We start from the raw sequence: 22,862 nt of genomic DNA on the forward strand, positions 1-22,862 counted from the left end.
TTCTGGGCATGTCCCGGCATACAAAAAATGAGAGGATCGTCAACTACGTCCAGACGATACAGCTTGAACATGGCCTTTTGGGGACTCCTCCGCGTCCGCTCCGTCTGCTCAGCACAGGTGTGGGGCCCTTGCCCGATCGTTCCCATCGCTTGAACCTGAGCTACCCCGGCCCGCTCGCAGAGGGGCAGTATGTCCTGTTTTTGAAAAAGGTAAGGCGCAGCGATCTGTACAGTACCGTCGGGCTCTGGCAGGGCATCTACCCCGTCTATGACGGCAAGACGATCACCCTGGAGGGTCAAGGCTTCCCGGAGTTGAACCAACTGACGATCGCCGAGCTGCGGCGAAAAATCAACCAGAACCGCCGGTAAACGAGAAGAGGCCGCTCGCTTTTCCCCGCGGAACAGGCAGCGGGGACAGGCGAGCAGCCTGTGTGTCGCATCAACGTCACGGAAAGCATCGCTCCCGTGACTTTTTTCATCCATACAAGGCCTGGATCTCCCGATACATAAAAATGCCGATGGCCAGTGCGGATACCACGACGGTCGCGATGAAGGCCCAGATCACCAGCTTGCTGTTTCGGTTATTGTTCGGATTGCTCATTTGTCGTCTCCTTGTAAAAAGTTGCCTTTCTTTCTGCTACCCTCACTTTATACTATAAAACGCTTCTTCACAAAACAAAACTCCCCAGAGGAGAGTTTTGTCGGTTTGCCATCATTTTGTTAGATTTCGCATGACATCTTCCGGTTTTACTTCTTTGGCAATCAGCTTTTCCTGCAGCATCCAATCGATCAGCTTCTGGTAGGATTCGGCGGATTGGCTTCCAAACGGCTCGCTGCCGGCATCCATCAGCGGAAGCAAAATGTCTAGGCTCCTCGTTTCCACATCCTCTTCGAGCGGGAATTCCTTTGCCTGTTTGGCGAGCAGTGATGTCAGCACTTCTTCCTTGTGTTCCTGCACATAGGCTTGTCCTTTGGCTGCTGCCCGGAGAAATGCCGCGAGCGCCTCTTCCTTTTTGGCGAGCGTGTCGTCGCTGGTGGCGATGACCAGCTCATAGTAATCGGGCACACCGAAATCGCTCGGCTTGATCACATGCACAGGCACGCCGTGCTTCTCCAGGATCACCTGTTCGTGGTTGATATAGCCGCCGACGACTGCGTCCACTTTTTTCGCGGTCAGCGCCGGGATAATGTCAAAGCCGATGTCGGTAAAGGACAGGCCGGAATCGTCGCCCCCTGCTTCTTTCACTACTGTGCGCACGATCGATTCATCGAGCGGCACCGACGGATAGCCGATGTTTTTGCCGGCTAATTTCTCCGGGCTGTCCAGGCCGCTGTCTTTGCGCGTCATGATTACATTCAGCGGATGGCGGACCAGTGCCGCGATCGAGACCACCCCGATGTCCTCCGAGCGTGCCTGCACGACCTGCGGCTGATAGCTGATCGCCATATCCACCTTGCCCGCTCCCACCATCCGCAGCGGATCATTGGCATCTGACGGCATCTGCAGATTCACCTTCAGATTTTCATCCCGAAAATATCCCTGCTCTTCCGCGGCATAGAGAAAAGAATGCACCGCATTGGGGTACCAATCTAGCGCCAGGGTCAATTCGACCGGTTCCGCAGCTGCCTTCTCCGGCTGTGCGCTGCCCTCCTCTTTGCCCGGCGCTGCAGGTTGTGATCCGCATGCCGCAAGTGCGGCAGCCAGACTCATCATGATGAGTGTTTTCGTCCATTTTTTCATGGTGCTCTCCTACCTATCCATTCGATTTTCTTTTTCTATTCTTCGTTTGCGGCTTTGACCACAGCTCCAGACGCCCCGCCAGCCAGAAGAGCAGCATCCCCAAGACGGAGAGAAGCAGCACGGAGGCGAACAATGCAGGGGCCTGAAAATTGCCCGATGCCCGCCGGCCGAAATAGCCCAATCCCTCGCTGGCTCCCAGCCATTCCCCGATAGTCGCACCGGATACGCTGTAGGTCGCCGCTACCTTTAATCCGCTGAAGAAGTGCGGCAGACTGGCGGGCAGCTGTAGCTTGCGGAATATCTGCCATTTGCTGGCGCCCATCGTGCGGAGCAGATTCATCATTTCCCGGTCGCAAGCGCGCAGCCCGTCATAGGTGCTGACGACAATGGGAAAAAACGTAAACAGAATCGTTACGGCAATTTTTCCGGACAGATCATAGCCGAACCACAGGATAAAGACCGGGGACAGCGCGATGATCGGGATGGTCTGCGAGATGACGATGTAGGGATAGACCAGGCGCTCTGTCGTTTTGCTCATCGTCATCGCCAAGGCCAGCGCAATGCCGAACAGCACCGAGATGCTCAGTCCGAGCAGCACCTCTTTCAGCGTGGCCCATAAATGAATCCCCAGCAGCTGCTCCCGCAAATTCCACAGCGCGAGGAAGACCGCGCTCGGCGGCGGCAGGATGAAGACGGGCACGTCCAGCAGACGGCAGCCTGCCTCCCAGGCGAGGAGCAAGGCGCACAGGGAGATCACGAACCACAGCCCATTTCGCACCGATGCCATCATGCTCGCCCCCCTGCACTTGCCCCGTGGTGGGCGGTCTGATCGCGCAACAGCTGCCAGATCTCTTCCCGCAGAGCGTGAAACCGCGGGTGATTGCGGCTCTGCATGGACCGGGGACGCGGGACATCTACAATCAGCTCCACTGGCCGCCGGATCGGGCTGCCGGCAAGCACGATGACGCGGTCAGCCAGGAGGATCGCCTCGTCCAGGTCATGCGTGATCAGGAGCATGGTGCTGCCTGTCTGCTGCCACATGGAAAGCAGCCACTCCTGCATCTCCATGCGGGTGATTCCGTCCAATGCGCTGAAGGGTTCGTCCAGCAGCAAAAGGTCTGCGCCGGTCATCAGCGCACGCAGGAAGGAGACGCGCTGCCGCATGCCCCCGGACAGCTCCGCGGGATAGGCATCTCTCCACTCGGCCAGTCCATAGCGGGGCAATTCTTTTTCAATGCGGGCCCGAACCTCTTTTTTGGGAAGTCCTTGTATCTCGAGCGGCAAGCCGGCATTTTCGCTGACGGTCCGCCACGCCATCAATAGGTCGCGCTGCGGCATATAGCCGACCTGCCCCAACCGATTTTTTTGCACCTGGCCATCCAGGCGTATTTCGCCGCGCTCCGGCTGCAACAGCCCGGCAGCCAGTTGAAACAGCGTGCTTTTGCCGATGCCGCTCGGGCCGATCAGACTGACCAGCTCTCCCGCGCCGATCCGCAGGTCGAAGCCGTCCAGGATCGGCTTGTTTCCGTAGGAAAAGCGGACGCCGGAAAACGCTAGTTTATCTCGCACGGCCACATTTCCTCCGTGTACGCCATCTCCCAGAACAGATATTCCATGCGGGATGTGTTCAGAAAATGCTCCTCCAGGATCGCCAGCTCTGCTTCTGATTTGCCCTCCGCGAGCTGATCCATCAGATCGATCAGCCACTGTGCGAGCTGGCCGAACTCTTCCGAGCTGTAGGTGCGCACCCAATCGCCGTACCACTCATGCTCCGCCGCCCCTTCGATTCTCGCCAGTCTCTTTCCGATCTCCCAATAGCTCCAGGCGCAGGGCAGCACCGCACTCACCAGCTCAGCCAGCGTTCCCTGATGCGCCACCTTCAGCATGTAGCTAGTGTAGGCCAGCATGACAAAGCTCGGCTTGGTCTGTTCCAGCTCTTCGCGGGTAATACCGAAGCGGGCCGCATACTGGCGATGCAGATCCATCTCGAAGTTGAGCGTGGCTTCTTGAAGTGCGGCGAACCGTGAGCTGGTCGCCAGATCATGGGCTTTGGTGCTGGCGATGGCGAACATTTTCGCGTATTCAATGAGGTAGACGTAGTCCTGTTTCATGTAAAAGCGGAAGGACTCGATCGGCAGACTGCCATCCCCCAGGCCCCTGACAAATGGATGCTGGTATTTGCGTTCCCAGAGAGGCCCCACTTTTTCCAACAGACGCTGCGTAAATGTTGACAATTCACACACTCCTTTTTCCTTGGACTTGCTAAAAATTGAATAGACGTCCCTGCCGCAGGCTATTCAATCATGCCTTCCAGCGGACTGCTCGCGGAGGCATAGCGTTTTTTCGGGATGCGGCCGGCCAGAAAGCCCTTGCGCCCTGCCTCGACTCCCAGCTTCATCGCTTCGGCCATCAGCACCGGGTCATCGGCCTGTGCGACGGCGGTATTGAGCAAGACCCCGTCGGCGCCCAGCTCCAACGCCTTGGCGCAATCTGCCGGAGAGCCGATGCCGGCGTCGATAATGACAGGCACTTTGGCTTCCTCGATGATGAAGCGCAGATAGTTTTCATTGAGAATCCCTTGACCGGAACCGATCGGCGAGGCACCCGGCATGACCGCATGAACACCGACTTCTTGGAGACGGCGGGCGAGAATCGGGTCGTCATTGGTGTAGGTCAGCACGATAAAGCCTTCTTCGACCAATATGCGGGAGGCTTCCAGCGTACCGATCGGATCGGGCAAGAGGGTCTTGGGATCGCCAATCACCTCCACCTTGATCATGTCGCACAGGCCGGAAGCTTTGGCCAGGCGGGCAATGCGCACTGCCTCTTCGGCCGTGTAGGCGCCCGCGGTATTGGGCAGCAATGTGAACTTTTTCAAGTCCAGCTGTTCCAGAAAATTCGGTTCATGCGGATTTTCCAGATTCAAGCGGCGAATCGCAAAGGTCAAAATCTCCGCTTCGGAGACCTCCACCGCTTTGCTTTGAATCTCCAGATCGGAGAATTTTCCCGTCCCGAGCAGCAAGCGGGAGCGAAATTCATATGGTCCGATTTTCCATGTGTCCATCCTGATCATCCTCCACCGACAAAATGTACAATCTCAATCCGGTCGCCCGCCGCAACAGGCGTCTCCTCGTAGCGGGTACGGTCGATAATCTCTCCGTTTCGCTCGACGATCACGATCTTTTCCTGCAATTGATAGGAAGCGAGGAGCTCGCGAATATTCGTGATCGCCGCGGCCAGCTCCACGCCCTTGCCGTTCAGTTGAACAAGCATAATCCCCCTCCTTCTCTTCACAAATCCGTCATGCGGGGACGAAAAAAGGCTTCTCCTCCTGCGCCATGACGCAAACAGAAGGAAGAAGCCGTGTATACGGTACACCCGAGGCGGATAAAAAAAACCATCCGCCCCGGATGGTTTTGGTTGCTCATCTGCCTATGCCGAACGCCGGGCCCATGTACAGGCGCCGACAACGACGTGATCGCTGATAGCTGATACCTCTTCCTCCGCTGGCATGACCCAGGTCAGGTTCAACGGTCAGTAACGCATTCGTTACAATCTCAGCCGATTTTGCCCGGCCCCCGTTTGGTATTGCGTGACACTATTCAATTCGCTTCCTACACTATCATGCTATTGGCCGTTTGTAAAGGTTTCCTTGTACATTTGCTCCAGCTCCACCAGGCAGCGCTCCGCCCATCGGACGGTCTTGCGAAGTTTCTCCATTTCCCGCTCCAGAGCAGCCTTCGCGGATTCCTTGTAGTCGGGCAAAGCTCCGTTATAGCGGATGACGCTTTGCGCCGGCACCATGATTTTTTCCATGTACGAGAGCGCGGGTCTCTGGTGAAAGAGCGGGACATCAACTTCCAACGGATTGTGCAGATCTCCCTGTGTCGGATATTTGGTGACCGCCATGACTTTTACCAGCAGCTTTTCACCGTGGTTCTCCAAGACCTCTGTCAGGTACTCGCCGGTCTTGTGACTTACCCGCACGATATCTCCCGGGTTCCAGGTCATCATCTGTTCTTCCCTCCAGTGTCGTATTCATCCGTCGTCAGGGCAGCTACGCTGCGTCAGGCGTTTGCTCTGCTTACCAGCAGCTGGCGGGCGTGGGCGAGCAAATCTTCCGCAGGCAATGTCGGCGCCCCACCGCCTTGAGCCATCGCCGCACTTCCTCCGCCTTTGCCATCGATGAGCGGCAGCGTCTCTTTCAGCAGTTGATTCATCTCCGCTTGGACGGCTGTCCCTCTGGCAAAGACCAGCTGCAGCTTTTCTCCTGTCGTCGCCAGCAGCACGATGGCTTGCTCTTCGCGAGAAACGATCTGTCTCGCCAGTTGCTGCAGCTCCTGCATACTGCGTCCGGCAAACGAGGCCTGCATCAGCCATTCGCCGCCAGCCAAACGCTCCGCAGACTGGAGGGCGCGCTCAGCCTCGGCGGCGAGCAATTCCGCCTCTCTCTGCTGCAAGCTCTCCTTCAGCGATTCTTTCTCCGCGAGGACACGCTCCAGCACATCGGCCAGCTCTTGCTCGCTCGTTGCAAGCAATCCCGTTACTTTCTGCAGCAGCATTTGCTTGCGGGCGTGATCGGCCAGCGCTCTCCAGCCGCAGACGAACTGGACGCGGATATTGCCGCGATGACGCTCCCAGCCGATGATCTTGATTGGCCCGACTTCTCCCGTCGAGCGCGGATGCGTGCCGCCGCATGGGTTGTAGTCAAAATCGGGGATGATTACCACCCGAACATTCTCCGTGACAGCAGGCGGTTTGGTGAGCGGCAGCGAAGCCAGCTCTTCCTCTGTGACAAATCGCGCCTCAATCTGCCGATTTTCCAGCACGATTTGATTGGCCTGCCGCTCTACCTGTTCCGCCAGCTCAGCCGACAGGGAGTCGAGCTGCACATCGATCGTGACATGCTCCCGCCCCAGATGGAAGGCCACCGTCTGGGCGTCCGCGATCTTGATAAAAGAAGCGGACAGGATATGTTGACCCGCATGCTGCTGCATCGCATCAAACCGTCGCTGCCAATCGATGCGGCCCGTGACCTTTCCGCTTCCGCCGGTGAGCGGACGATCCAGGCGATGCCGAATCTCCCCTGCTACTTCCTCCACATCGATCACGCGGCAATCTCCCAGCGTACCCGTATCGCAGGGCTGCCCGCCTCCGGTGGGGTAAAAGGCGGTATGGTCCAGCACGACATACGCGGTGCCGTCCTCTTCGGTGCCGCACCGCAGTATGGCCGCTTCAAAGGTAGTCAGATACGCGTCCTGATAGTATAATCTGTCGTTCATTGTGTCTCCTTCCTCAGCATCGCCGCACCCGGCGCACCATTCTTCCATTTCCTCCCTCCCATGCTTCCCTGTATAATGGATAGTGGAGGTGTTAGGTATGAGCAAAAAATATTTTACTATCGATGAAGCTGATCTCCTACTCCCGTATGTACGCGAAGAACTCTCCTTTTTGCAGGAGACCAAGCGCCGCTTTACCCGCATGTACCAGGAATTGCAGCAGATAAAAAAGCAGCAGCCATCCGATGAGCACGCTATTTTTACCATGGAGTGCCAGCTGGAGTTTATGGAGCTGGAGGCACAAATGCATATCCGCCAGCTCATGGATAAAGGGATTCAGGTCAAAGATATCGACATCGGTCTGTTCGACTTCCCTGCGCTGATTGACGGCGAAGAGGTTCTCCTCTGCTGGAAGGCGGGAGAACCCCGGATCACGCACTATCACGGCCTGACGGATGGCTTTTCCGGACGCAAGCCGCTGGAGTAGGGGGGCCGGCCGGAGCGGCTGTCGCCCTCTGGTTATCGCTTGCTGCCTCCGTACTGGCCTGCGCCTCCGGTTCTGGCATGCTGCCTACGGTTCTGGCCAGCCGCCCTCGTTTCTAGCCTGCTGCCTCCGGTTCTGGCCAGTCGCCCTCGTTTCTAGCCCGCTGTCTCCGGTTCTGGCCAGCCGCCCCTCGTTTCTAGCCTGCTGCCTCGACGAGCTCGGCCATTTTGGCTTCGCGCGCGCTCCGTTCTTCAGCCGATGCCAGGTCGTATTTTTTCAACAGGTGAAACAGCTCGTTCAGCCGCTCTTGCGACTGCGGCTTCTCCAGCATGCTGCGCAGCCGCTCACCAAGCTGTGCTGGCAAATAAGGGGTCTGTTCCGCGAGTTTGCCGAGGACATCCTCCGTACTGTGATTCAGTCTGCACTCTCCCATGATCTCCCACCTCCTGCTTTTGCCACCATCATACCATGTTCAGGCGCAGGAAAAAAAGCGTACAACCCTCTCGGAATGTACGCTTTTCTTACGTATATCGGTGTTTCATCTGCGCTTCCTCACACGGAAGTTCTCCTCGATCAGCAGCCAGTTTTGTGGAAAAGGCAATCCCAGCTTCCAGTAGCTGACGCCGCGCAGCCCCAACTCTTTGACCAGATTAAATTTGGCCTGGATCGATCGGGCGTCTTCAAACCAGACGCGATGACGCCTCCCCCGGTCGTCCGTATACTCAAAAAACGGGGCCTGGGCCTCGCTGTCATACTGAATGGGCACCTGCCTCTGCTGCGCCAGCGCTGTCGCTGCCCGCGGACTGAGCGCGCGGGCCGTCGTTCCTGCTTCATAAGGCAGCGTCCAATCGTACCCGTACAGATTCTGCCCCATCATGATTTTGCTGGCCGGCATTTCCGTCAGCGCATACTGGAGCACACGCCGCACAGGACCGATCGGTGATACGGGCATCGGCGGTCCGCCGCTGTACCCCCACTCATAGGTCATGATCACGACAAAGTCGGCGATCTCCCCGATGGCTCGATAATCGTGGGCCGGATACCATTTTCCCGGCTGATCCGCTCTGGTCTTCGGAGCGACGGCCACGGACATCATCAGCCCGTTCGCCCTGGCCCGTTCGCGGGCACGGCGTAGGAAGCGGGCGTAAGCGTCGCGGTCTGTGGCCGGAAGCGCCTCCATGTCAAAGTGAATATCGCCAAAGCCCAGGCGCTGGGCCGTGCTGAAAATGTTGTCCAGCAGCCGATTTTGCACCGCCATGTCATTCAGCACCAGACTGCCTAGCTCGGTACTGAACTGATTCCCCTCCAGGTTGGTAATGACCATCATCAGGACGACGTTGTTACTCTCGGCGATGGCTGGCAGATCGCCCAGCGGCGGCGGAGTAAGCGTCCCGTCCCGGTTGATCCGAAAGCTGAACGGCGCCAGATAGGTAAGCCGGGGGGCCGCGTTCCGCACATCTTCTTCCAGGGCGGGCGTCACCCTCGTCCGCGGTTCCGCGTAGGCGTTAAAATCGGCAGCGCGGCGCGGGCGAGGCGGGATGTACAGACGAAGCCCCACCTGAATCGGCCGATACAGGGATATGCGGTTGACCCGGGCCAGCTCTGCCGCGCTGATCCCAAAACGCTGCCCGATCATGTAAAGTGTATCCCCGGGCCTCACCCAGTAGTAGCTCCCGACAATGGGAATGACGAGCGCCTGTCCGACGACAAGGCGATCCGGCTCAGGGATCTGGTTCGCCTGGGCGATGGCGATGGCCGTGGTATTGTATCGCTCGGCGATGGCGTTCAGGGTCTGGCCTCGCTCTACAACGTGGATTTGCATGCTTCTCCTCCTTCGCGTTTTGTCTCTCTCTCAGGTGTATTCAACGCGAAGGAAATAGGTGTATGTCTAGAAGAAGCTTTTCAGTTGCTGGTAGAGAAAGTCGACCGAATGAAGAGCGAAATGTTTTTCGGCGATAACGCCGCGCTCCACGAGATACAGTCCGGGTACGCTGGTCACTTGCCATTTTTCAGCAAGCTCTGGCATGGCATTGATATTCACCTGATACAAAGGCAGTCCGGGGAGCATCTGTTCGACGATCTCCAGCATCCTGGCCGCGAGCTTGCATGTACCGCACAGGGGCGTATAGATAAAGACAGCTGCTTTGCCGCTGCTGGCGGGGTCGAGTATATTTGCGATCGAGGTTCTGCTCAATTCTTCCACCTGTCATACTCCGTTTCTCTGCGAGTCGTCTATCCGTACCTCGCTAGCGTATCAGAACTTGCCTTGGATACGGAAGACCATCTCGGCAAAAAGAGCCGCAAAGAGAAAAGTGCCGGTGTAGACGACAAGCGAGACGACCACAATCCGCCAGCTGAGCCGCTTGAAGCTCTCGATGTCTTTTCCCAGCGATAAACCGGCATAGGCGAGAATCGGCGTCGCCAAAGCCATGAAGTTTAATTTGCCGGTGACCTCGGCGAGCCAGGCGTTCCCGGGAAAAATCGGACTCGTCACGATCAGGGCGACCAGCGATATCCAGACGACCGCCGGACTTTTAAACGGCAGGATCGCCGCAATTCCCCAGCCGGCCAGCGTAATGGCAATAATGACGATGATGCCGGGAAGTGCCTCGATAGGGGAAACCTTGAAACCGATCCAGTTGCCGATGACCGCGATCAATCCGATGAGCGAGATAATGAGCAGTCTGTCTTTCATGCGCTTCTCTCCTCCTCTTTTGCCGCAGGCGGATTTTTCCCGATGATCGGCGCGAGCCATTTATACAGCTTGACGGTGACAGGCAGGGAGAAAAAGATGCAGATGTACGTGCCCAGTATCGTCGTCAGCAGGTTGGCCGCACCGGCAAAGACCGCGATATCCTTCTCGTAGTCGGGGAAAACGACGGCGAGCGCCCCGGAAGCGGCTGCCATCATGCTGCCTGAGCCGACGCCTGCTCCCATCGCCAAGGAGATCGGATGCAAAAAGCCCATGCTCCCGAGAAAACCGGCCAAGAGCGCCAGGTATATCGCCCCGAACAGCGTTCCGCATACATAGACCCCCAGCGCTCCTCTGCCTTCGGGTGAGTCAGCGCCGTATTTCTCGGAGATGATCGCCAGGTTCGGCTCCCGGTCGATCGAAAACGTCGCCCCGATCGATTCTCTGCCCATGCCCAGCCATAGAGCGATAGGCAAGCCCAGAATGATCGTGCCGATAAAATGGCCGACCTCTTGAAAGGCGAGCGACCAGCCGGCGTCAAAGATTTTCAGCAGAGAAGGACCCAGCATCGTCCCCAGCTTGGCGACGAACAGCATAAACGCTATGCCCAAAATCGTAGCCGCTTTTTTCATCTGGCCTTCGGTCAGCCAGCGAAATGACGGCCAGCTGATGACACCCCCGAGTATCAAGACGTACAGCATGGGGAAGAGGGCCAGAACGCCAAAACCCAAATCGATCTTCCGGGACCCGATCAGCTCCCCGACGATCACCAGCAGCAGGACGATGCCATGCAGCTTCCAATCGCGCACACTCTCTCTCATTGCGATCACCTCGAACTGTTAGTGGTAGAACTGGCAAATCCCTGGAAACGGGAAAAGCGTGTTCCCCGGGGGAAACACGAACCCGATTAACGCGCGATGCTGTCTTGTCCCAGTTGTTCGATGACCGTGCATACTGCCGAAGAATCCCACCTCCCTTTCCCCTGTGCCTTGGCAGCCTCGTACAGCTGCAACACCGTAGAACCAACCATGGACGGCACCTGGTGTTTGCGGGCGGTATTTTCGTACAGCTGCAAGTCCTTGTGCATATGATCAAGCGAAAAGATGGTTTCGCTGTACGTCCCGTACAAAATATTGGGGCCAAAGATGGCCAGGACGCGATTGTGGGCGGATCCTCTGTCGATTACGGAGGCTACCTTTTGCGGATCGACTCCCGCTTTGCGCGCGACCAGGAGCGCCTCCCCCAATGCGGCGGTGATGCTGGCGACGACCGAATTATGGCACAGCTTGGCTACCTGCCCCGCGCCCGCGTCGCCGATGTGGATGATCTCCTTGCCGATGGCTTTCAGAAACGGCATCGCTGCTTCTAGCTGCTCGGACTCCCCGCCGACCATGATCGTGAGCGTGCCGGCCTCTGCTCCTGCCGGTCCGCCGCTTACGGGACAGTCAAAAAATTGAAAGCCGCGCGCTTTGGCCTCTTCGAACAGTTTGCGGGCTGTATTCGGATCGATTGTGCTGGTGTCAAACACCATGCTTCCTGGCTGCAGGGTCGCAAACAAACCGCGATCCCCCAGCATGACCTCCCGGACGGTTTCCGGTCCAGGCAGAGACGTAAATACGATTTGCGCCTTCTCACCCACCTCGGCCGGGGATGATACCGTCTCGGCTCCCCGCTCTCTCGCCCATTCCATCGCTCCCGGAAACGCATCGTGCGCATAGACCCGGTATCCTTTTTGCAGCAGATTGGCGATCATTCCTTTGCCCATGACCCCGATCCCGATAAAACCGACATTCTTCATGAACTGCACCTCCCTTATGGGCGAATATAGACCGTCTTCAACTCCACGTAGAAATCCAGTGCGGATTCTCCCTGCTCACGCGGCCCGAGGCCGGATATTTTCTTCCCGCCGAACGGGTAATGCGATTCAAAATGTGTGGATGGCATGTTGACATGCGTGACGCCGGACTGTATCCCCTTGACGAACTGGAAGGCTTTCTTCAGGTCGTTGGTAAAGATCGTCGAGGACAGGCCAAATTCTACCTGATTGGCCACCTCCATCGCCTCTTCGAAGCTGCCCGCATCGATCACGGCGATCACGGGTCCGAAAATTTCCTCTTGGGCGATCGTCATCTGCGGTGTCACGCCCGTAAAGACGGTAGGAGCCACGAAGTATCCGTCTTCCAGACCTCCGCCTTGGAGCCGCTTGCCTCCGCACTCCAGCTTCGCCCCTTCCTCAATCCCTTTTTGGACGTAGTGCAGATAGGTTCTCAGCTGATGCTCGTCCGCCAGCGGACCGTTGACGCTGTTTGGATCGAAGCCGTCGCCTACGCGGATCGCCTCCGCCCGCGCGATCAGCTTTGCCTTCACCTCTGCGGCCACTTCCGGCAGGACGATTACGCGGCTGGTTCCGGTACAGCGCTGGCCGTTATCCAAAAATCCGCTCGTGACGATGCAGTCAATCGCCAGATCGATATCTGCGTCCGGCATGATGATCGCCGGGTTTTTGCCGCCCATCTCCGCCTGGATTTTTCCGCCACGGGCGCCGACCGCTTTCCCCAAAGCAAGTCCCACTTCGGATGAGCCGGTAAACGAGATGCCTTTGATCAGCGGATTGCGGGTCAGCTCTTCCCCGATGACCGCTCCCGGACCGGTAACCAGATTGACGACGCCTGCGGGCACACCCGCCTCCACCAGCAACTCGACGAGCTTGACGCTGATCAGCGAGGTGTTGCTGGCCGGCTTAAAGACGACCGTATTCCCTGCAAGGATCGCCGGAACGATTTTCCACAGTCCGATTCCCAAAGGAAAATTCCACGGAGCGATGATGGCAAAAACGCCAATCGGCTCCCGGACCGTATAGGCAAAGACCTGTTCATCAAAGGACGGAAGCGTCTGGCCGCTCAATCGCGTAACCTCTCCCGTCAACTGCTTCATGGAGGCGATCGTCTTGTTCACTTCCCCTCTCGCTTCCTTCAGGGTTTTGCCGACCTCGCGAGTGATCGTCTCCGCTAATTCCTCCCGCTTCTCCTCCAGGAGTGTGATGAGCTTGTACAAAAATTCGCCGCGCAGCGGGGCCGCGACGCGGGACCAAGAGATAAATGACTCCGCAGCCGCTTCGATGGCATGGCGTGTATCGGCTGCATTTGATTTCTGGAAATAGCCAAGCACTTCCTGTGTCCGGGCAGGATTGATGCTGGGAAATACTTCTCCCGTCTGGCTGGGCACCCACTCTCCGTTGATGTAGTTGGCATAAGTTTGCGCCATTTGCTCCACCTCCCAAGTATTATGAGACAATTGTATAAATTCATAATAGTTGGTACAATGTGTAAATATCCAAGGTTACGGCTAGACCTATGTAGAATTTCCCACTCGAGAGGAGGATTCCATGCGTACGCTGCAGATGCTGCAAGCTTACTTGCAACAGACATGGTGCGGTGTGGAATTTGCCGTCTGGGTGAAAACAAGGAGAGACCGGCACATGCGGCTGCTGATCAGTGCGGATGACGGTCTTTCAGGCAGGCCGGACGATTATATGCCTGCCTTTTTTCCGTCACTACCGTCCGCTCCGTCGTCATCGTCCAGCCTCCCTGCCGCCCGCTATGACGTGTTTGAAAAGCCGCCCGATACCTACATCCGGTATGTCCTGTCGACGGACAGCTCCGCGCTGGTGCGATTCCGGCCGAGCGAGCCTGATCAGCCGCTTGCGCTCACGGACGGCCCGCTGCATACCCTCGGCTTGTACCTCTGCCTTTTGGAGGCGGAAGAGACGATCGAGGCGAAGGACAAGGTGTTGACCAAGCTGATCGAAAGCACGCGCTCCATCGCCTCCTCGCTGGATATCGAGAGCGTCATCCACGATCTCATCCGCAATACTCTCACGGTCATCCCCGCAGCTGATGCCGGGCTGCTCCATCTGTACGATCCCGAGCTGGAGCGGCTCGTGCCCAAAGCGGCTGTCGGCTTCCGCGAGAGTGTGATTCACCGCTTCCGCCTGCGGGTGGGCGAATCCATCGCGGGCAAAGTCTATCTGGACGGCAAGCCGCGCATCTTTCACACGCACAAAGAAATCCAGGCCGCGATGGCTGACCTGTCCATCGAAAACTATCAGCATCTGGATGACGCCAAAGAGCTGCGCCATCTGCACGGACTGATGTGCGTCCCGATTTCGCGCGGGGTGCAGCGCATCGGCGTACTGGTCATTCACCAGTTCCATCAGGAGAACGTCTTTTTGGAAAGCGATCTGCGCATCCTGCAGGACGTGGCCGATCTGACTGCGGTCGCCCTGGAAAATGCCCGTCTCTACGCCGATACCAAAGCGGCGCTGGAGCAAACCGCCAAATTGACCGAGGAGCTCAAAGCCAAACACGACGATCTGGTGAAACGGACGCAGATCCATGAAACGCTCAAACGGCTCTCACTCCGCAATAATGGGACGGAAGCCATCGCATCTGCTCTGGGCAACATGGTGGGCAAGCCGCTCCTCTTGATCGACTGGCTGGAACAGCGCCACTACCCGCCTCACTCCGAGCTGCGGGAGCTGTTCAGCTGGGACGAGCTCACGCTGCTTGTCAGCAGCCGCCTCCACCCTCGCTGGATCAGCGTCTCCGACAAAACTGCCGATGGATGGCCGGAACAGCCCTTTTCCGTATATATCTACCCGCTGGCAAACGGCTCCGTCTTCCTCGGCTGTCTGCTGATCCGCGCCGATTCGTGCACGCTATCCGATCTGGAGCGGATCACGATCGAGCAGGGAATTGCGATATTGGCTCTCGATCTGGTGAAGAAACAATCGCTCAGCTCTGTCTTCTACAAACGATCCCACGATCTTTTCCAGCACCTCCTCACCGCAAAAGGAGCCGAACTGTCCCATCAAGCGCAATCCATCGGTCTTATGCCCGGTGCCACGTATCTCTGTGTCCATGCCATGCTGCTCCGCTGCTACGACCTCGCCAAGCAAGAGGCACATATCCACCGGATCGTCCATCGATGGAAGCAGCTTTTCAACGGATGGGAAGTGATTACCTACGGATTTCACAATCAGCTGACGATGTTGATCGAGGCAGCCAGCCATGCCCATCCGCGTTCCTGCGCAGAGAAGCTGGGAGATTTCGCACGCGAATGGAATCAACAGGAGGACTGCCAGATCGCCATCGGAGTCGGGGGTGCCTACAGCGGGCTGGAGCAGATCGCCAAAAGCTTTGAGGAAGCAAAAAAAGCGGTCCAGTATCTTAACAACCGGAACCGCTTCGGGGTCGTGCGATATGGAGAACTGGGCGTCAATCAGCTCATGATCAATCAGACTGCAGAAGACATGGCTGCCTTCGTGAGAGATGTGTTTCGTCCGTTTTGGGAGAATCGGGCAAAATACGCGGAGTTGGAAAAAACCTTGCTCGTCTACATCCAATGCAGCCAGTCCGCGCAAGAGACCGCAAACGAGCTGCATATCCACATCAATACGCTCTACCAGCGGCTGCGCAAGATAGAAGCCCTGCTGAATATCGACTTCAAGCGGCCGGAGGATATGCTCAAAATTCAGTTGGCCTGCCATTTGCGGACCGAAGCCGCCGGCGCCCTCTAGCGGCACAGGGGCACGCGCAAAATGCGGACAGCATCGGGTAGGGGGCTACCCATTAGTTGAGTAGCCGACCTCCCACACCACCGTACGTACCGTTCGGTATACGGCGGTTCCTTAGTTCACGCAGTCACTTGTCGATAATAATCTGAGAAGAAAAGAAATCCGAGGCCTTTAATGGTGTTGTTATCGAGGGCTTTCGCGAGGATGGGGCTATTGGAGATTCTCCAGTAGCTCTTTCTTGTATTTGCGTATTCCCATGCCTTGAACTTTGGGATTCCAAACGAGATCAGCTTTTCGAATTTTGTCCTTATTCGTTTCCATTGTTTCCAGTAGATCATTCGAATCCTTCTTCTCATCCATTCATCCGTTGTTTGGAGCAGGTTCTTCATATCCGCAATCTTGAAGTAGTTGACCCATCCCATGATATAGCGTCTGAGCCTTTCGGCTCTCTCTTCATTTCCCATGCCATTGCTTCTTGCGGTTAGTTCCTTCACTCTTGTTTTCATTTTGGCGATGGATTTGGGATGGATGCGGACTTTCACTTGCCCTCGTTGGTTGTAGAATGAGAATCCCAGAAACTTCACTCGAATGGCTAGGTCCACCACGGTTTTCTCCCGATTTACTTTTAGGAACAGCTTCTTTTCAATGTAGGGGAGAATGTTGGTTAGTGTCCGTTCGGCACTTCGTCTGCTCTTGCAGAAGATGAGTAAATCATCTGCGTATCGCACAAACTTGTGTCCTCTCTTCTCCAGCTCCTTGTCCAACTCATTCAGCATGATATTACTGAGAATTGGACTCAGATTCCCGCCCTGCGGTACGCCGACTTCTGTTTCCTCAAACTTGTGCTTCACGACAACTCCTGCCCGAAGATATTTATGAATTAGTGAAATGACTCGTCCGTCCTTAATCGTTCTTGAGAGTACTTCAATGAGCTTGCTTTGGTTGACGGTGTCAAAGTATTTCTCTAGATCCATATCCACAACATAGCGGTAGCCTTCCTGAATATATTGCTGGCTGCGCCTTATGGCTTGGTGGGCACTTCGTTTGGGTCGGAACCCGAAGCTGTTGTCCGAGAACTGTTGCTCATAGATCGGCGTGAGCATTTGTGCAATTGCCTGCTGGATTACTCGATCAACCACCGTTGGGATGCCCAGGTTTCTTTTCTTTCCGTTCTCTTTTGGGATTTCTACCCTTCGAACGGGATTTGGGCGATATCTGCCCGCCAGGATTTGTTCCTTGATGGTTTCACCGTTTTCTTTGAGATATTGTAGAAGTTCATCTACGCCCATCCCGTCGATTCCGTGTGAACCTTTATTCGCTTTGACTCTTTTGAACGCTTCGTTCAAATTGTCTCTGCTTATGATTTTCTCAAGTAACCTTTCCTTCGACTCGTTTGCGTTGGTGTCGTCGGTTTCAGCTATCCTCTCAGGAACGTGCACTCCCGCATATCCTTCGTGTTCCGCACTATTCTTTTGCGGTGAGCCTTCCGTTGGAAGTTGGCTGCCCTTATCTCCTGTTTCGGTAACATTCATTGACGACCACCTCCTAAGGTTCAGCCCTTCCCTCAAGCCGTCGACTGCTCGAGGTACTATGGCGTCTGCTGACTTCTCATGATAAATCTTGTTTCAACCGTGATTCGAATGTCATCTTCTCACGTCCATGAGACCTCCCACGGTAAGACGACTCACTTTCCTCCCATATACCCGCATCATTTACACCGGAATGTCCGTGTAGTGTATTGGACTTTGCTTTGTCTCGCAAGCTTGTCCCATTCCATATGCCTGATGATGTTCGTGTTCCTCGGGCCGGGATTTTGCCTCCAGCTTCCTTCAGATTCCACCTCACGGTGGACACCCTTGCTCTTGGCTAGTGGTTGGCCACTACCAGCCCCCACAGCGGACTTTCACCGCCTAGTTAGTCGCCATGCGTGGCGCACAAGAAAAAAGAGCCGGCATTATCCTGCCAGCTCCTGTGTGGTGGGAGAATATTGTTTCAACAGGCTGCGGAATTCGTCCCCCTGCAGAACTTCCGCTTCCATCAGTGTCTCAAGGCCTTGCCGGAAGACGGGATCGTGCTTGCCCAGCAAATCGCGCGTCTTCTCCAGCAGCTCTTCCAGGAGGAAGTTTACTTCATCGTGGATGCGGTCCTTGGCGATATACCCCACATGGACGATGCCGAGGCGAGACATCCCGCTCTGCACGATTTCCTGCGCCATGTTCAGCGCCTGCTCAAAGTCGTTTTTCGAGCCGGTGCTGCGGCCGCCGTAGTAGATTTCTTCCGCGACGGCTCCGCCGAGACAGACCATGATCTGTTTTTCCAAAGCGTCCTTGGTATAGAGATAACGGTCTTCCATCGGATTTTGCCGCACGTACCCCAGCGCTTTGCCCCGCGGGCTCAGCGTCACCTGGGAGACCGATCCCGGGCGGACGATTTCGCTCATGATGGCATGGCCCAGTTCATGCAAGGCGACGCGTCTCTTTTCTTCGCCCGACGCTTCTCTGTCTACCTTTTCACCCAGCATCACCTTGTCTACAGCGTAGGCAAAATGGCGGGCTTCGATGCTCGCACTCTTTTCACGCATGGCGTAGATGGCTGCCTCATTGGCAACGCTCTCCAGCTGTGCGCCGGAAAAGCCGAATGTCTCTTGGGCCACCTGCTCCAGCGAGACATCGGGCGCGAGCGGTTTATTTTTGGTATGGATCGCGAGAATCTGCTCCCGCGCTGTCTTGTCCGGCAAATCGACGCTGATGTGCCGGTCAAAACGGCCCGGACGAAGCAGCGCCGCGTCCAGCATATCCTTCCGGTTGGTGGCCGCAATTATCAGAATGCGCGGCTTTTCACTCGTCCCAATCCCATCCATCTCGGTCAACAGCTGGTTCAGCGTCTGATCGTACTCGCGCTGCTGCTGTCCGTCTCGCTTTCCACCGATGACATCGATCTCGTCGATGAAAATGATCCCGCTGTCCTGCCCGTTTTTCTCTGCCAGCGCTTTGACCTCTTTAAACAGGTCGCGCACGCGCTGGGCACCAACCCCAACGTACATCTCGACGAATTGGGAGCCGGATGCAGCGACAAATGCGGAATTGGTATAGTTGGCGGCAGCTTTGGCCATCAGCGTTTTGCCCGTACCCGGAGGTCCTGTCAGCAGCACGCCTTTCAGCGGACGAATGCCGTATTGGGCGATCTGATCCTTGTGCTTCAGGAAATCGAGCGCTTCCATCAATTCGTTTTTGGCTCTTTCCTGCCCGCCGATCTCCGCAAACTGCACAGTCGATTTGGGGACGACGTGCTTTGCTTTCCCCTTGCCGCCGATAGACAGATTGCCCTGACCCTGGCGGTTGATCAGGAAAAAGAGCGCCGTCAGGACGACAGCAAAGACGATAAACGGCGTGATATTGATCCCCAGGAACAAGAGAAATACCAGCACTGCAGGGATGACACCGATCAGGATTTCTTTACCCACGGGCGATCACCTCACTCTCTGCGACACGCGGAATGATCGCGTAATAGTCTTCATTCCCCCGCTTGAGGTACACGTACACATGTTCGCCATCCATCTGCGCCAGCGCCTGATCCAGCTTATACGCCTCTTTCCATTCGCTCACCATTTGCGGGATGCGGCTGTACTGGTGCAAATCTACGGCTTCCGTAAACGAGAAAAGCCCCTTCATCCAGACCTGTTCCAGCTCCTCCGATTGGTTGGCCAGTGTCACTTCAATCTGTTTGTTCCCCGCAAGCTCTTTCGCTTCCTTCAGCAATTGACGGTATTCCTGCGGAAACAGCTCCGGGTTTGTCACTTTCAAATCTATGTGAATATTGTGCTTGCCCGCATGCAATTCTACCAGCTCAGCAGATTGAAAACGGCCAATCTGGTCGCGGATTGGCTGTTCTACCTCAAGTTTTTGGTACAAGAACCAACCGCCGAACAAGAGAATCAGCGTCGCCAGCAATGAGAGTCCAATGGCATTCTTACGCAATTGCACAGCTTCTCCTCCTATTCTACAATACCTTTCGTTCAACCGAGTCAACGGCTCCAGTATATCATATCCGTCTATCATTTTTTCCTTACAGTTGTTGGATGGAAACGAAAAAAGCCCCTCCTGATCGGAAGAGCTTTTCTATTCCGCTTGCGAATCCGCAATCTTTACGAGTGGATGACATAGGAGGTGAGCAAGGCGCCTGTATACAGATCGTAATGCAAATAGTGGAAGCGGCCTTCCTCGTCGCGGACCGTCACTTCCCAGAAGCGTTTCTCCCCGTCAATGCCCGCGACGATCCGATAGATTTCCCCCTGGGGAAAACCCTTTTTCACAGCCGCTTCTACACTTTCCCGCGTCACCATTCGCTCCATCGTATCAAAGGCGATCGTATCGGCAGTCATCCAGACGATCACGGGCGTGCCCGCCTTGTTTACTCCGGTGACGACGGCGTAGGATTCCTTGCCGCGGTACTCGTCAATTGTGGCGATCTGCGCGATCGTCGTACGCTCTTGCACCCATTGTCTGACCTGACTTTCAAAGTCTTTTTGCTTGCCCACGACTGTCGATCCCAGGTGGTAAGCCGAGCTGAGGCCGACGACCAGCAAGATTGCAAAGACTCCTGCGATGATTCTCCAATACACGGGTCTAACTCCTTTATCTCCTCCGCCCTATAACTGAAAACGAAGCTGATCCCGTTTCAGTCCGGCCGAGGTCTCCATTTGCAAATAGACTTCCAATTGCCGCAATTCACGGGTCGGTCCATCGTACCATAATTGATATTCCACCGCAATCTGTTTGGCCAGGCGGGGGGTCAGATCCTGAATCGAAAACGAAGGTCCCAGCCAAAGTCCCAGCAAATCCGTGATCTCCTGGGCGGGCACCGTCAGCCGATAGCCCTGCCACCCTTGGCCCGAACCGTCCGTTACCGGAAGCAAAGTGATATGCTTCAGTTTGGTCTTCAAGATGGTCGCGTGCTGATGCGGCGTATAGAGGGAGTACGGCAAGCCCTGATGATCCTGGGGCTCGCCGTCTATTTTTACCTGCACTTGTTCATCCTCCCGCACCAGTTCGAAGCTGTGGCCGGAGATATCGCCGTTCAAGTGAAATTGTTCTCCTTTGTATGTGCCGCTCAACACATGTTCCTTCATCAATACGGAAAACGCACGTTCCCGATCACCGGTCAGTTGATCCAATAGGCTGGCGATCATCTGACGGTCGGCCTCCTCCCGCTGCGCGGGCGATATCACGGAGGCCTCTTGTATGTCCAAGCGGTTGTGGAGTTGTCCAATCAGCGCGCCTAAGGTAAACAGGACGAGAAAAATGGTCGGCAACCACCAAAGTTGTTTGGGCTTCAGATACAAGTCCCTTCACTCCTGTCCCCGTTTTTCCTTATGCGTATGAACGATGGGAAGGTTTTAGAACGGGACGGAAAACTTGCTAAACATACGCGGGCACAGGGAGGCCATACTACAAGTACACCCCGAGGAGGTGAGCGCGTGAAGCTGTCAAACCAAACGACATCTCCTGACCTTTTAGGGGCGATGCTGCAGGATTATCGCGTCTCGTGGGCAGCATTATCTTCACCTCTACGAGCATCGTCTCACTCATCCACACTGGAATTTCGGCATACCTCCCTCACCGAAGTATGGCGAAAATAAGTCGGCAAGGTGGCCAATCAAAATCTCTCTACCTACACCTACACAACTCTTTTCTCCTGTCACCCATGGGCAGGAGCCTTTTCCTTACACACGTACTCGCCTCGCGTCCTGCAAGCACCCGCATGCACTTTGCCTTTAGCGATTGAGCTGTTGAAACATGCGGTTGACTTCATAGATCGCGCGTTCTTCATCCACGGTCAGCAGTTCTCCGTTGCGCATCAAGAAGCTGCCGGCCACGATCGTATCTGTCACGTCGCGCCCATTGGCGGCGTACACCACGTGGGAGACCGGATCGTGAGCAGGATGGAAATGCGCCTGGTGGCTGTTCAAGACGATCAGGTCGGCCTGTTTGCCCACCTCAATCGATCCCAGCGATTCAGCCTGAAACACGCCATCCGCACCGTAACGCGTCGCCATCCGCAAGGCGGCATCAGCTGGCACAGCCACAGGGTCATGATTGACGCCTTTGTGCAGAATAGCTGCCAGCTTCAATTCCTCGAACAGATTGAGGTTGTTGTTGCTTGCACTGCTGTCCGTTCCGAGCGATACGCTGATCCCCTTGGCGAGCATTTTTGGCACGGGGGCTACACCGCTGGCCAGCTTCAGGTTGCTGACGACATTATGGGACACCTTTACCTGATAGTTTGCCAAGACATCGATCTCTTCATCCGTGAGATGAACGGCATGAGCCAGCAGTGTCGGACGATTGAAGACACCGAGATTCTCCAGGTGGGCAACCGGGCGTACGCCGTAATCCTTCACGTTCTGTCCAACTTCCCATGCGGTCTCCGACATGTGGATGTGGATCGGCAGGTCCAGCTCCTCCGCTTTATCCACGATTTGGCTGATGAACGATGGCGGGCAGGTATAAGGAGCATGCGGCGCCATCATGACCGTGATCCGTCCATCCGCCTGGTTATGCCAATTGCGCGCAAAGGCGACCGATTCGCGCAGCTTGGCCGCGCGCTCCTCCTCCGAGCAAAGCCCGATCATCCCCCGGCAGAGTCTGGCTCTCATCCCGGAGGCTTCCACCGCTTTTGCCACTTCATCCATATGGTCGTACATATCCACGAACGTCGTCGTTCCGGTTCGGATCATCTCGATCAAGGATATGTATGTGCCCCATTTCACATGATCGGACGTGAATTGAGCCTCCAGGGGCCACATCTTGTCTTCCAGCCATTGCTGCAGCGGCAAGTCATCCGCATAGCCGCGCAGCAGGGACATTCCTACGTGGCCATGCGTATTGACCAGTCCCGGGAGCAGATAGTTTCCTTTGAGATCAATCACTTCGTCATAGCCGCTGAGATCTTCCGGAGTCGGACCGACATAGGTGATGACACTGCCTTCGTAGCCGACAGCCCCGTCCGAAATCACTTCGTTTTGTCCGTTGACGGTGATTACTGTCGCATGTGTTAAGATTGTCTTTTTGTTCAATTCGCACACTCCGTTCT

The 22,862-nt window shown here is 56.0% G+C and carries 25 protein-coding genes and 1 riboswitch; of the genes, 3 read left to right on the forward strand and 22 right to left on the reverse strand.

All coding sequences use genetic code 11. The annotated features are described in order from the left end of the window. The first annotated feature begins 128 nt into the window (after positions 1 to 128). Positions 129 to 368 carry a hypothetical protein gene (locus JD108_RS12085; RefSeq protein WP_198826330.1) on the forward strand — a complete coding sequence of 80 codons (240 nt, stop codon included), beginning with the start codon at positions 129 to 131 and terminating at the stop codon, positions 366 to 368. A gap of 106 nt (positions 369 to 474) precedes the next feature. Here JD108_RS12085 and JD108_RS22595 read toward each other — a convergent pair whose 3' ends face one another. From JD108_RS22595 to JD108_RS12125, 9 genes are all read right to left on the reverse strand, one after another. Continuing rightward, positions 475 to 600, reverse strand: a complete 126-nt coding sequence (locus tag JD108_RS22595) for a hypothetical protein (protein ID WP_267459273.1) — start codon at positions 598 to 600, stop codon at positions 475 to 477. Between the two features lie 111 nt (positions 601 to 711). Continuing rightward, the gene (locus tag JD108_RS12090) at positions 712 to 1,740 is read right to left on the reverse strand and encodes an ABC transporter substrate-binding protein (protein ID WP_198826331.1); all 1,029 of its coding nucleotides are present in this window, start codon (positions 1,738 to 1,740) and stop codon (positions 712 to 714) included. A 13-nt stretch (positions 1,741 to 1,753) separates the two neighbouring features. Further along, positions 1,754 to 2,530, reverse strand: a complete 777-nt coding sequence (locus JD108_RS12095; RefSeq protein ID WP_407649319.1) for an ABC transporter permease — start codon at positions 2,528 to 2,530, stop codon at positions 1,754 to 1,756. After that, positions 2,527 to 3,309, reverse strand: a complete 783-nt coding sequence (locus tag JD108_RS12100) for an ABC transporter ATP-binding protein (protein WP_198826332.1) — start codon at positions 3,307 to 3,309, stop codon at positions 2,527 to 2,529. The genes JD108_RS12095 and JD108_RS12100 overlap by 4 nt, the downstream gene beginning before the upstream one ends. Next, a complete protein-coding gene (tenA, locus tag JD108_RS12105; protein ID WP_198826333.1) occupies positions 3,294 to 3,974 on the reverse strand; it encodes a thiaminase II in 681 nt (226 codons plus the stop codon). The genes JD108_RS12100 and tenA overlap by 16 nt, the downstream gene beginning before the upstream one ends. A gap of 59 nt (positions 3,975 to 4,033) precedes the next feature. Further along, a complete protein-coding gene (locus JD108_RS12110; RefSeq protein ID WP_198826334.1) occupies positions 4,034 to 4,804 on the reverse strand; it encodes a thiazole synthase in 771 nt (256 codons plus the stop codon). A gap of 5 nt (positions 4,805 to 4,809) precedes the next feature. Further along, a complete protein-coding gene (gene thiS, locus JD108_RS12115; protein WP_198826335.1) occupies positions 4,810 to 5,013 on the reverse strand; it encodes a sulfur carrier protein ThiS in 204 nt (67 codons plus the stop codon). A gap of 208 nt (positions 5,014 to 5,221) precedes the next feature. Beyond that, positions 5,222 to 5,332: riboswitch (TPP riboswitch) on the reverse strand. Positions 5,333 to 5,367: 35 nt separating this feature from the next. Beyond that, the gene (gene kapB / locus JD108_RS12120; RefSeq protein ID WP_198830097.1) at positions 5,368 to 5,751 is read right to left on the reverse strand and encodes a kinase-associated lipoprotein KapB; all 384 of its coding nucleotides are present in this window, start codon (positions 5,749 to 5,751) and stop codon (positions 5,368 to 5,370) included. A gap of 56 nt (positions 5,752 to 5,807) precedes the next feature. Beyond that, on the reverse strand, positions 5,808 to 7,022 hold the full coding sequence (locus tag JD108_RS12125; RefSeq protein ID WP_198826336.1) for an alanyl-tRNA editing protein: 1,215 nt from the start codon (positions 7,020 to 7,022) through the stop codon (positions 5,808 to 5,810). Positions 7,023 to 7,119: 97 nt separating this feature from the next. Between JD108_RS12125 and JD108_RS12130 the strand changes: the two genes are divergently transcribed. Next, positions 7,120 to 7,506 carry a DUF2203 domain-containing protein gene (locus JD108_RS12130; protein WP_198826337.1) on the forward strand — a complete coding sequence of 129 codons (387 nt, stop codon included), beginning with the start codon at positions 7,120 to 7,122 and terminating at the stop codon, positions 7,504 to 7,506. Between the two features lie 193 nt (positions 7,507 to 7,699). Here the strand turns inward: JD108_RS12130 and JD108_RS12135 are convergent, their stop codons facing one another. The 7 genes from JD108_RS12135 to JD108_RS12165 form a co-directional block, all read right to left on the reverse strand. Beyond that, positions 7,700 to 7,936 (reverse strand): hypothetical protein, encoded by a 237-nt coding sequence (locus JD108_RS12135; protein ID WP_198826338.1) that lies wholly within the window; start codon positions 7,934 to 7,936, stop codon positions 7,700 to 7,702. A 105-nt stretch (positions 7,937 to 8,041) separates the two neighbouring features. Then, positions 8,042 to 9,325, reverse strand: a complete 1,284-nt coding sequence (locus JD108_RS12140) for a glycoside hydrolase family 18 protein (RefSeq protein ID WP_198826339.1) — start codon at positions 9,323 to 9,325, stop codon at positions 8,042 to 8,044. Between the two features lie 66 nt (positions 9,326 to 9,391). Beyond that, positions 9,392 to 9,706, reverse strand: coding sequence for a thioredoxin family protein (locus JD108_RS12145; protein ID WP_198826340.1), 315 nt, complete (start codon positions 9,704 to 9,706; stop codon positions 9,392 to 9,394). 51 nt (positions 9,707 to 9,757) lie between these two features. After that, positions 9,758 to 10,198, reverse strand: a complete 441-nt coding sequence (locus tag JD108_RS12150) for a hypothetical protein (RefSeq protein WP_198826341.1) — start codon at positions 10,196 to 10,198, stop codon at positions 9,758 to 9,760. Further along, the gene (locus JD108_RS12155; RefSeq protein ID WP_198826342.1) at positions 10,195 to 11,016 is read right to left on the reverse strand and encodes a DUF3100 domain-containing protein; all 822 of its coding nucleotides are present in this window, start codon (positions 11,014 to 11,016) and stop codon (positions 10,195 to 10,197) included. The genes JD108_RS12150 and JD108_RS12155 overlap by 4 nt, the downstream gene beginning before the upstream one ends. A gap of 86 nt (positions 11,017 to 11,102) precedes the next feature. Beyond that, a complete protein-coding gene (locus JD108_RS12160) occupies positions 11,103 to 11,993 on the reverse strand; it encodes an NAD(P)-dependent oxidoreductase (RefSeq protein ID WP_198826343.1) in 891 nt (296 codons plus the stop codon). Positions 11,994 to 12,007: 14 nt separating this feature from the next. Then, on the reverse strand, positions 12,008 to 13,459 hold the full coding sequence (locus JD108_RS12165) for an aldehyde dehydrogenase family protein (protein WP_198826344.1): 1,452 nt from the start codon (positions 13,457 to 13,459) through the stop codon (positions 12,008 to 12,010). A 121-nt stretch (positions 13,460 to 13,580) separates the two neighbouring features. Here JD108_RS12165 and JD108_RS12170 point away from each other — a divergent pair, with 121 nt between their 5' ends. Beyond that, a complete protein-coding gene (locus JD108_RS12170) occupies positions 13,581 to 15,773 on the forward strand; it encodes a helix-turn-helix domain-containing protein (protein WP_198826345.1) in 2,193 nt (730 codons plus the stop codon). 116 nt (positions 15,774 to 15,889) lie between these two features. Here the strand turns inward: JD108_RS12170 and ltrA are convergent, their stop codons facing one another. From ltrA to JD108_RS12200, 6 genes are all read right to left on the reverse strand, one after another. Beyond that, positions 15,890 to 17,302 carry a group II intron reverse transcriptase/maturase gene (ltrA, locus tag JD108_RS12175; RefSeq protein ID WP_198826346.1) on the reverse strand — a complete coding sequence of 471 codons (1,413 nt, stop codon included), beginning with the start codon at positions 17,300 to 17,302 and terminating at the stop codon, positions 15,890 to 15,892. 422 nt (positions 17,303 to 17,724) lie between these two features. Beyond that, on the reverse strand, positions 17,725 to 19,233 hold the full coding sequence (locus tag JD108_RS12180) for an AAA family ATPase (protein ID WP_198826347.1): 1,509 nt from the start codon (positions 19,231 to 19,233) through the stop codon (positions 17,725 to 17,727). Further along, the gene (locus JD108_RS12185) at positions 19,226 to 19,753 is read right to left on the reverse strand and encodes a hypothetical protein (protein WP_198826348.1); all 528 of its coding nucleotides are present in this window, start codon (positions 19,751 to 19,753) and stop codon (positions 19,226 to 19,228) included. The genes JD108_RS12180 and JD108_RS12185 overlap by 8 nt, the downstream gene beginning before the upstream one ends. Before the next feature lie 161 nt (positions 19,754 to 19,914). Beyond that, positions 19,915 to 20,391 carry a cell wall elongation regulator TseB-like domain-containing protein gene (locus tag JD108_RS12190; RefSeq protein ID WP_198826349.1) on the reverse strand — a complete coding sequence of 159 codons (477 nt, stop codon included), beginning with the start codon at positions 20,389 to 20,391 and terminating at the stop codon, positions 19,915 to 19,917. Positions 20,392 to 20,418: 27 nt separating this feature from the next. After that, positions 20,419 to 21,111: a hypothetical protein gene (locus JD108_RS12195; RefSeq protein WP_198826350.1), complete on the reverse strand. Its 693-nt coding sequence runs from the start codon at positions 21,109 to 21,111 to the stop codon at positions 20,419 to 20,421. Between the two features lie 432 nt (positions 21,112 to 21,543). Beyond that, positions 21,544 to 22,845: an amidohydrolase gene (locus JD108_RS12200; RefSeq protein ID WP_198826351.1), complete on the reverse strand. Its 1,302-nt coding sequence runs from the start codon at positions 22,843 to 22,845 to the stop codon at positions 21,544 to 21,546. Positions 22,846 to 22,862 lie beyond the last annotated feature (17 nt).

The organism is Brevibacillus composti (assembly GCF_016406105.1).
Lineage (GTDB): Bacteria > Bacillota > Bacilli > Brevibacillales > Brevibacillaceae > Brevibacillus > Brevibacillus composti.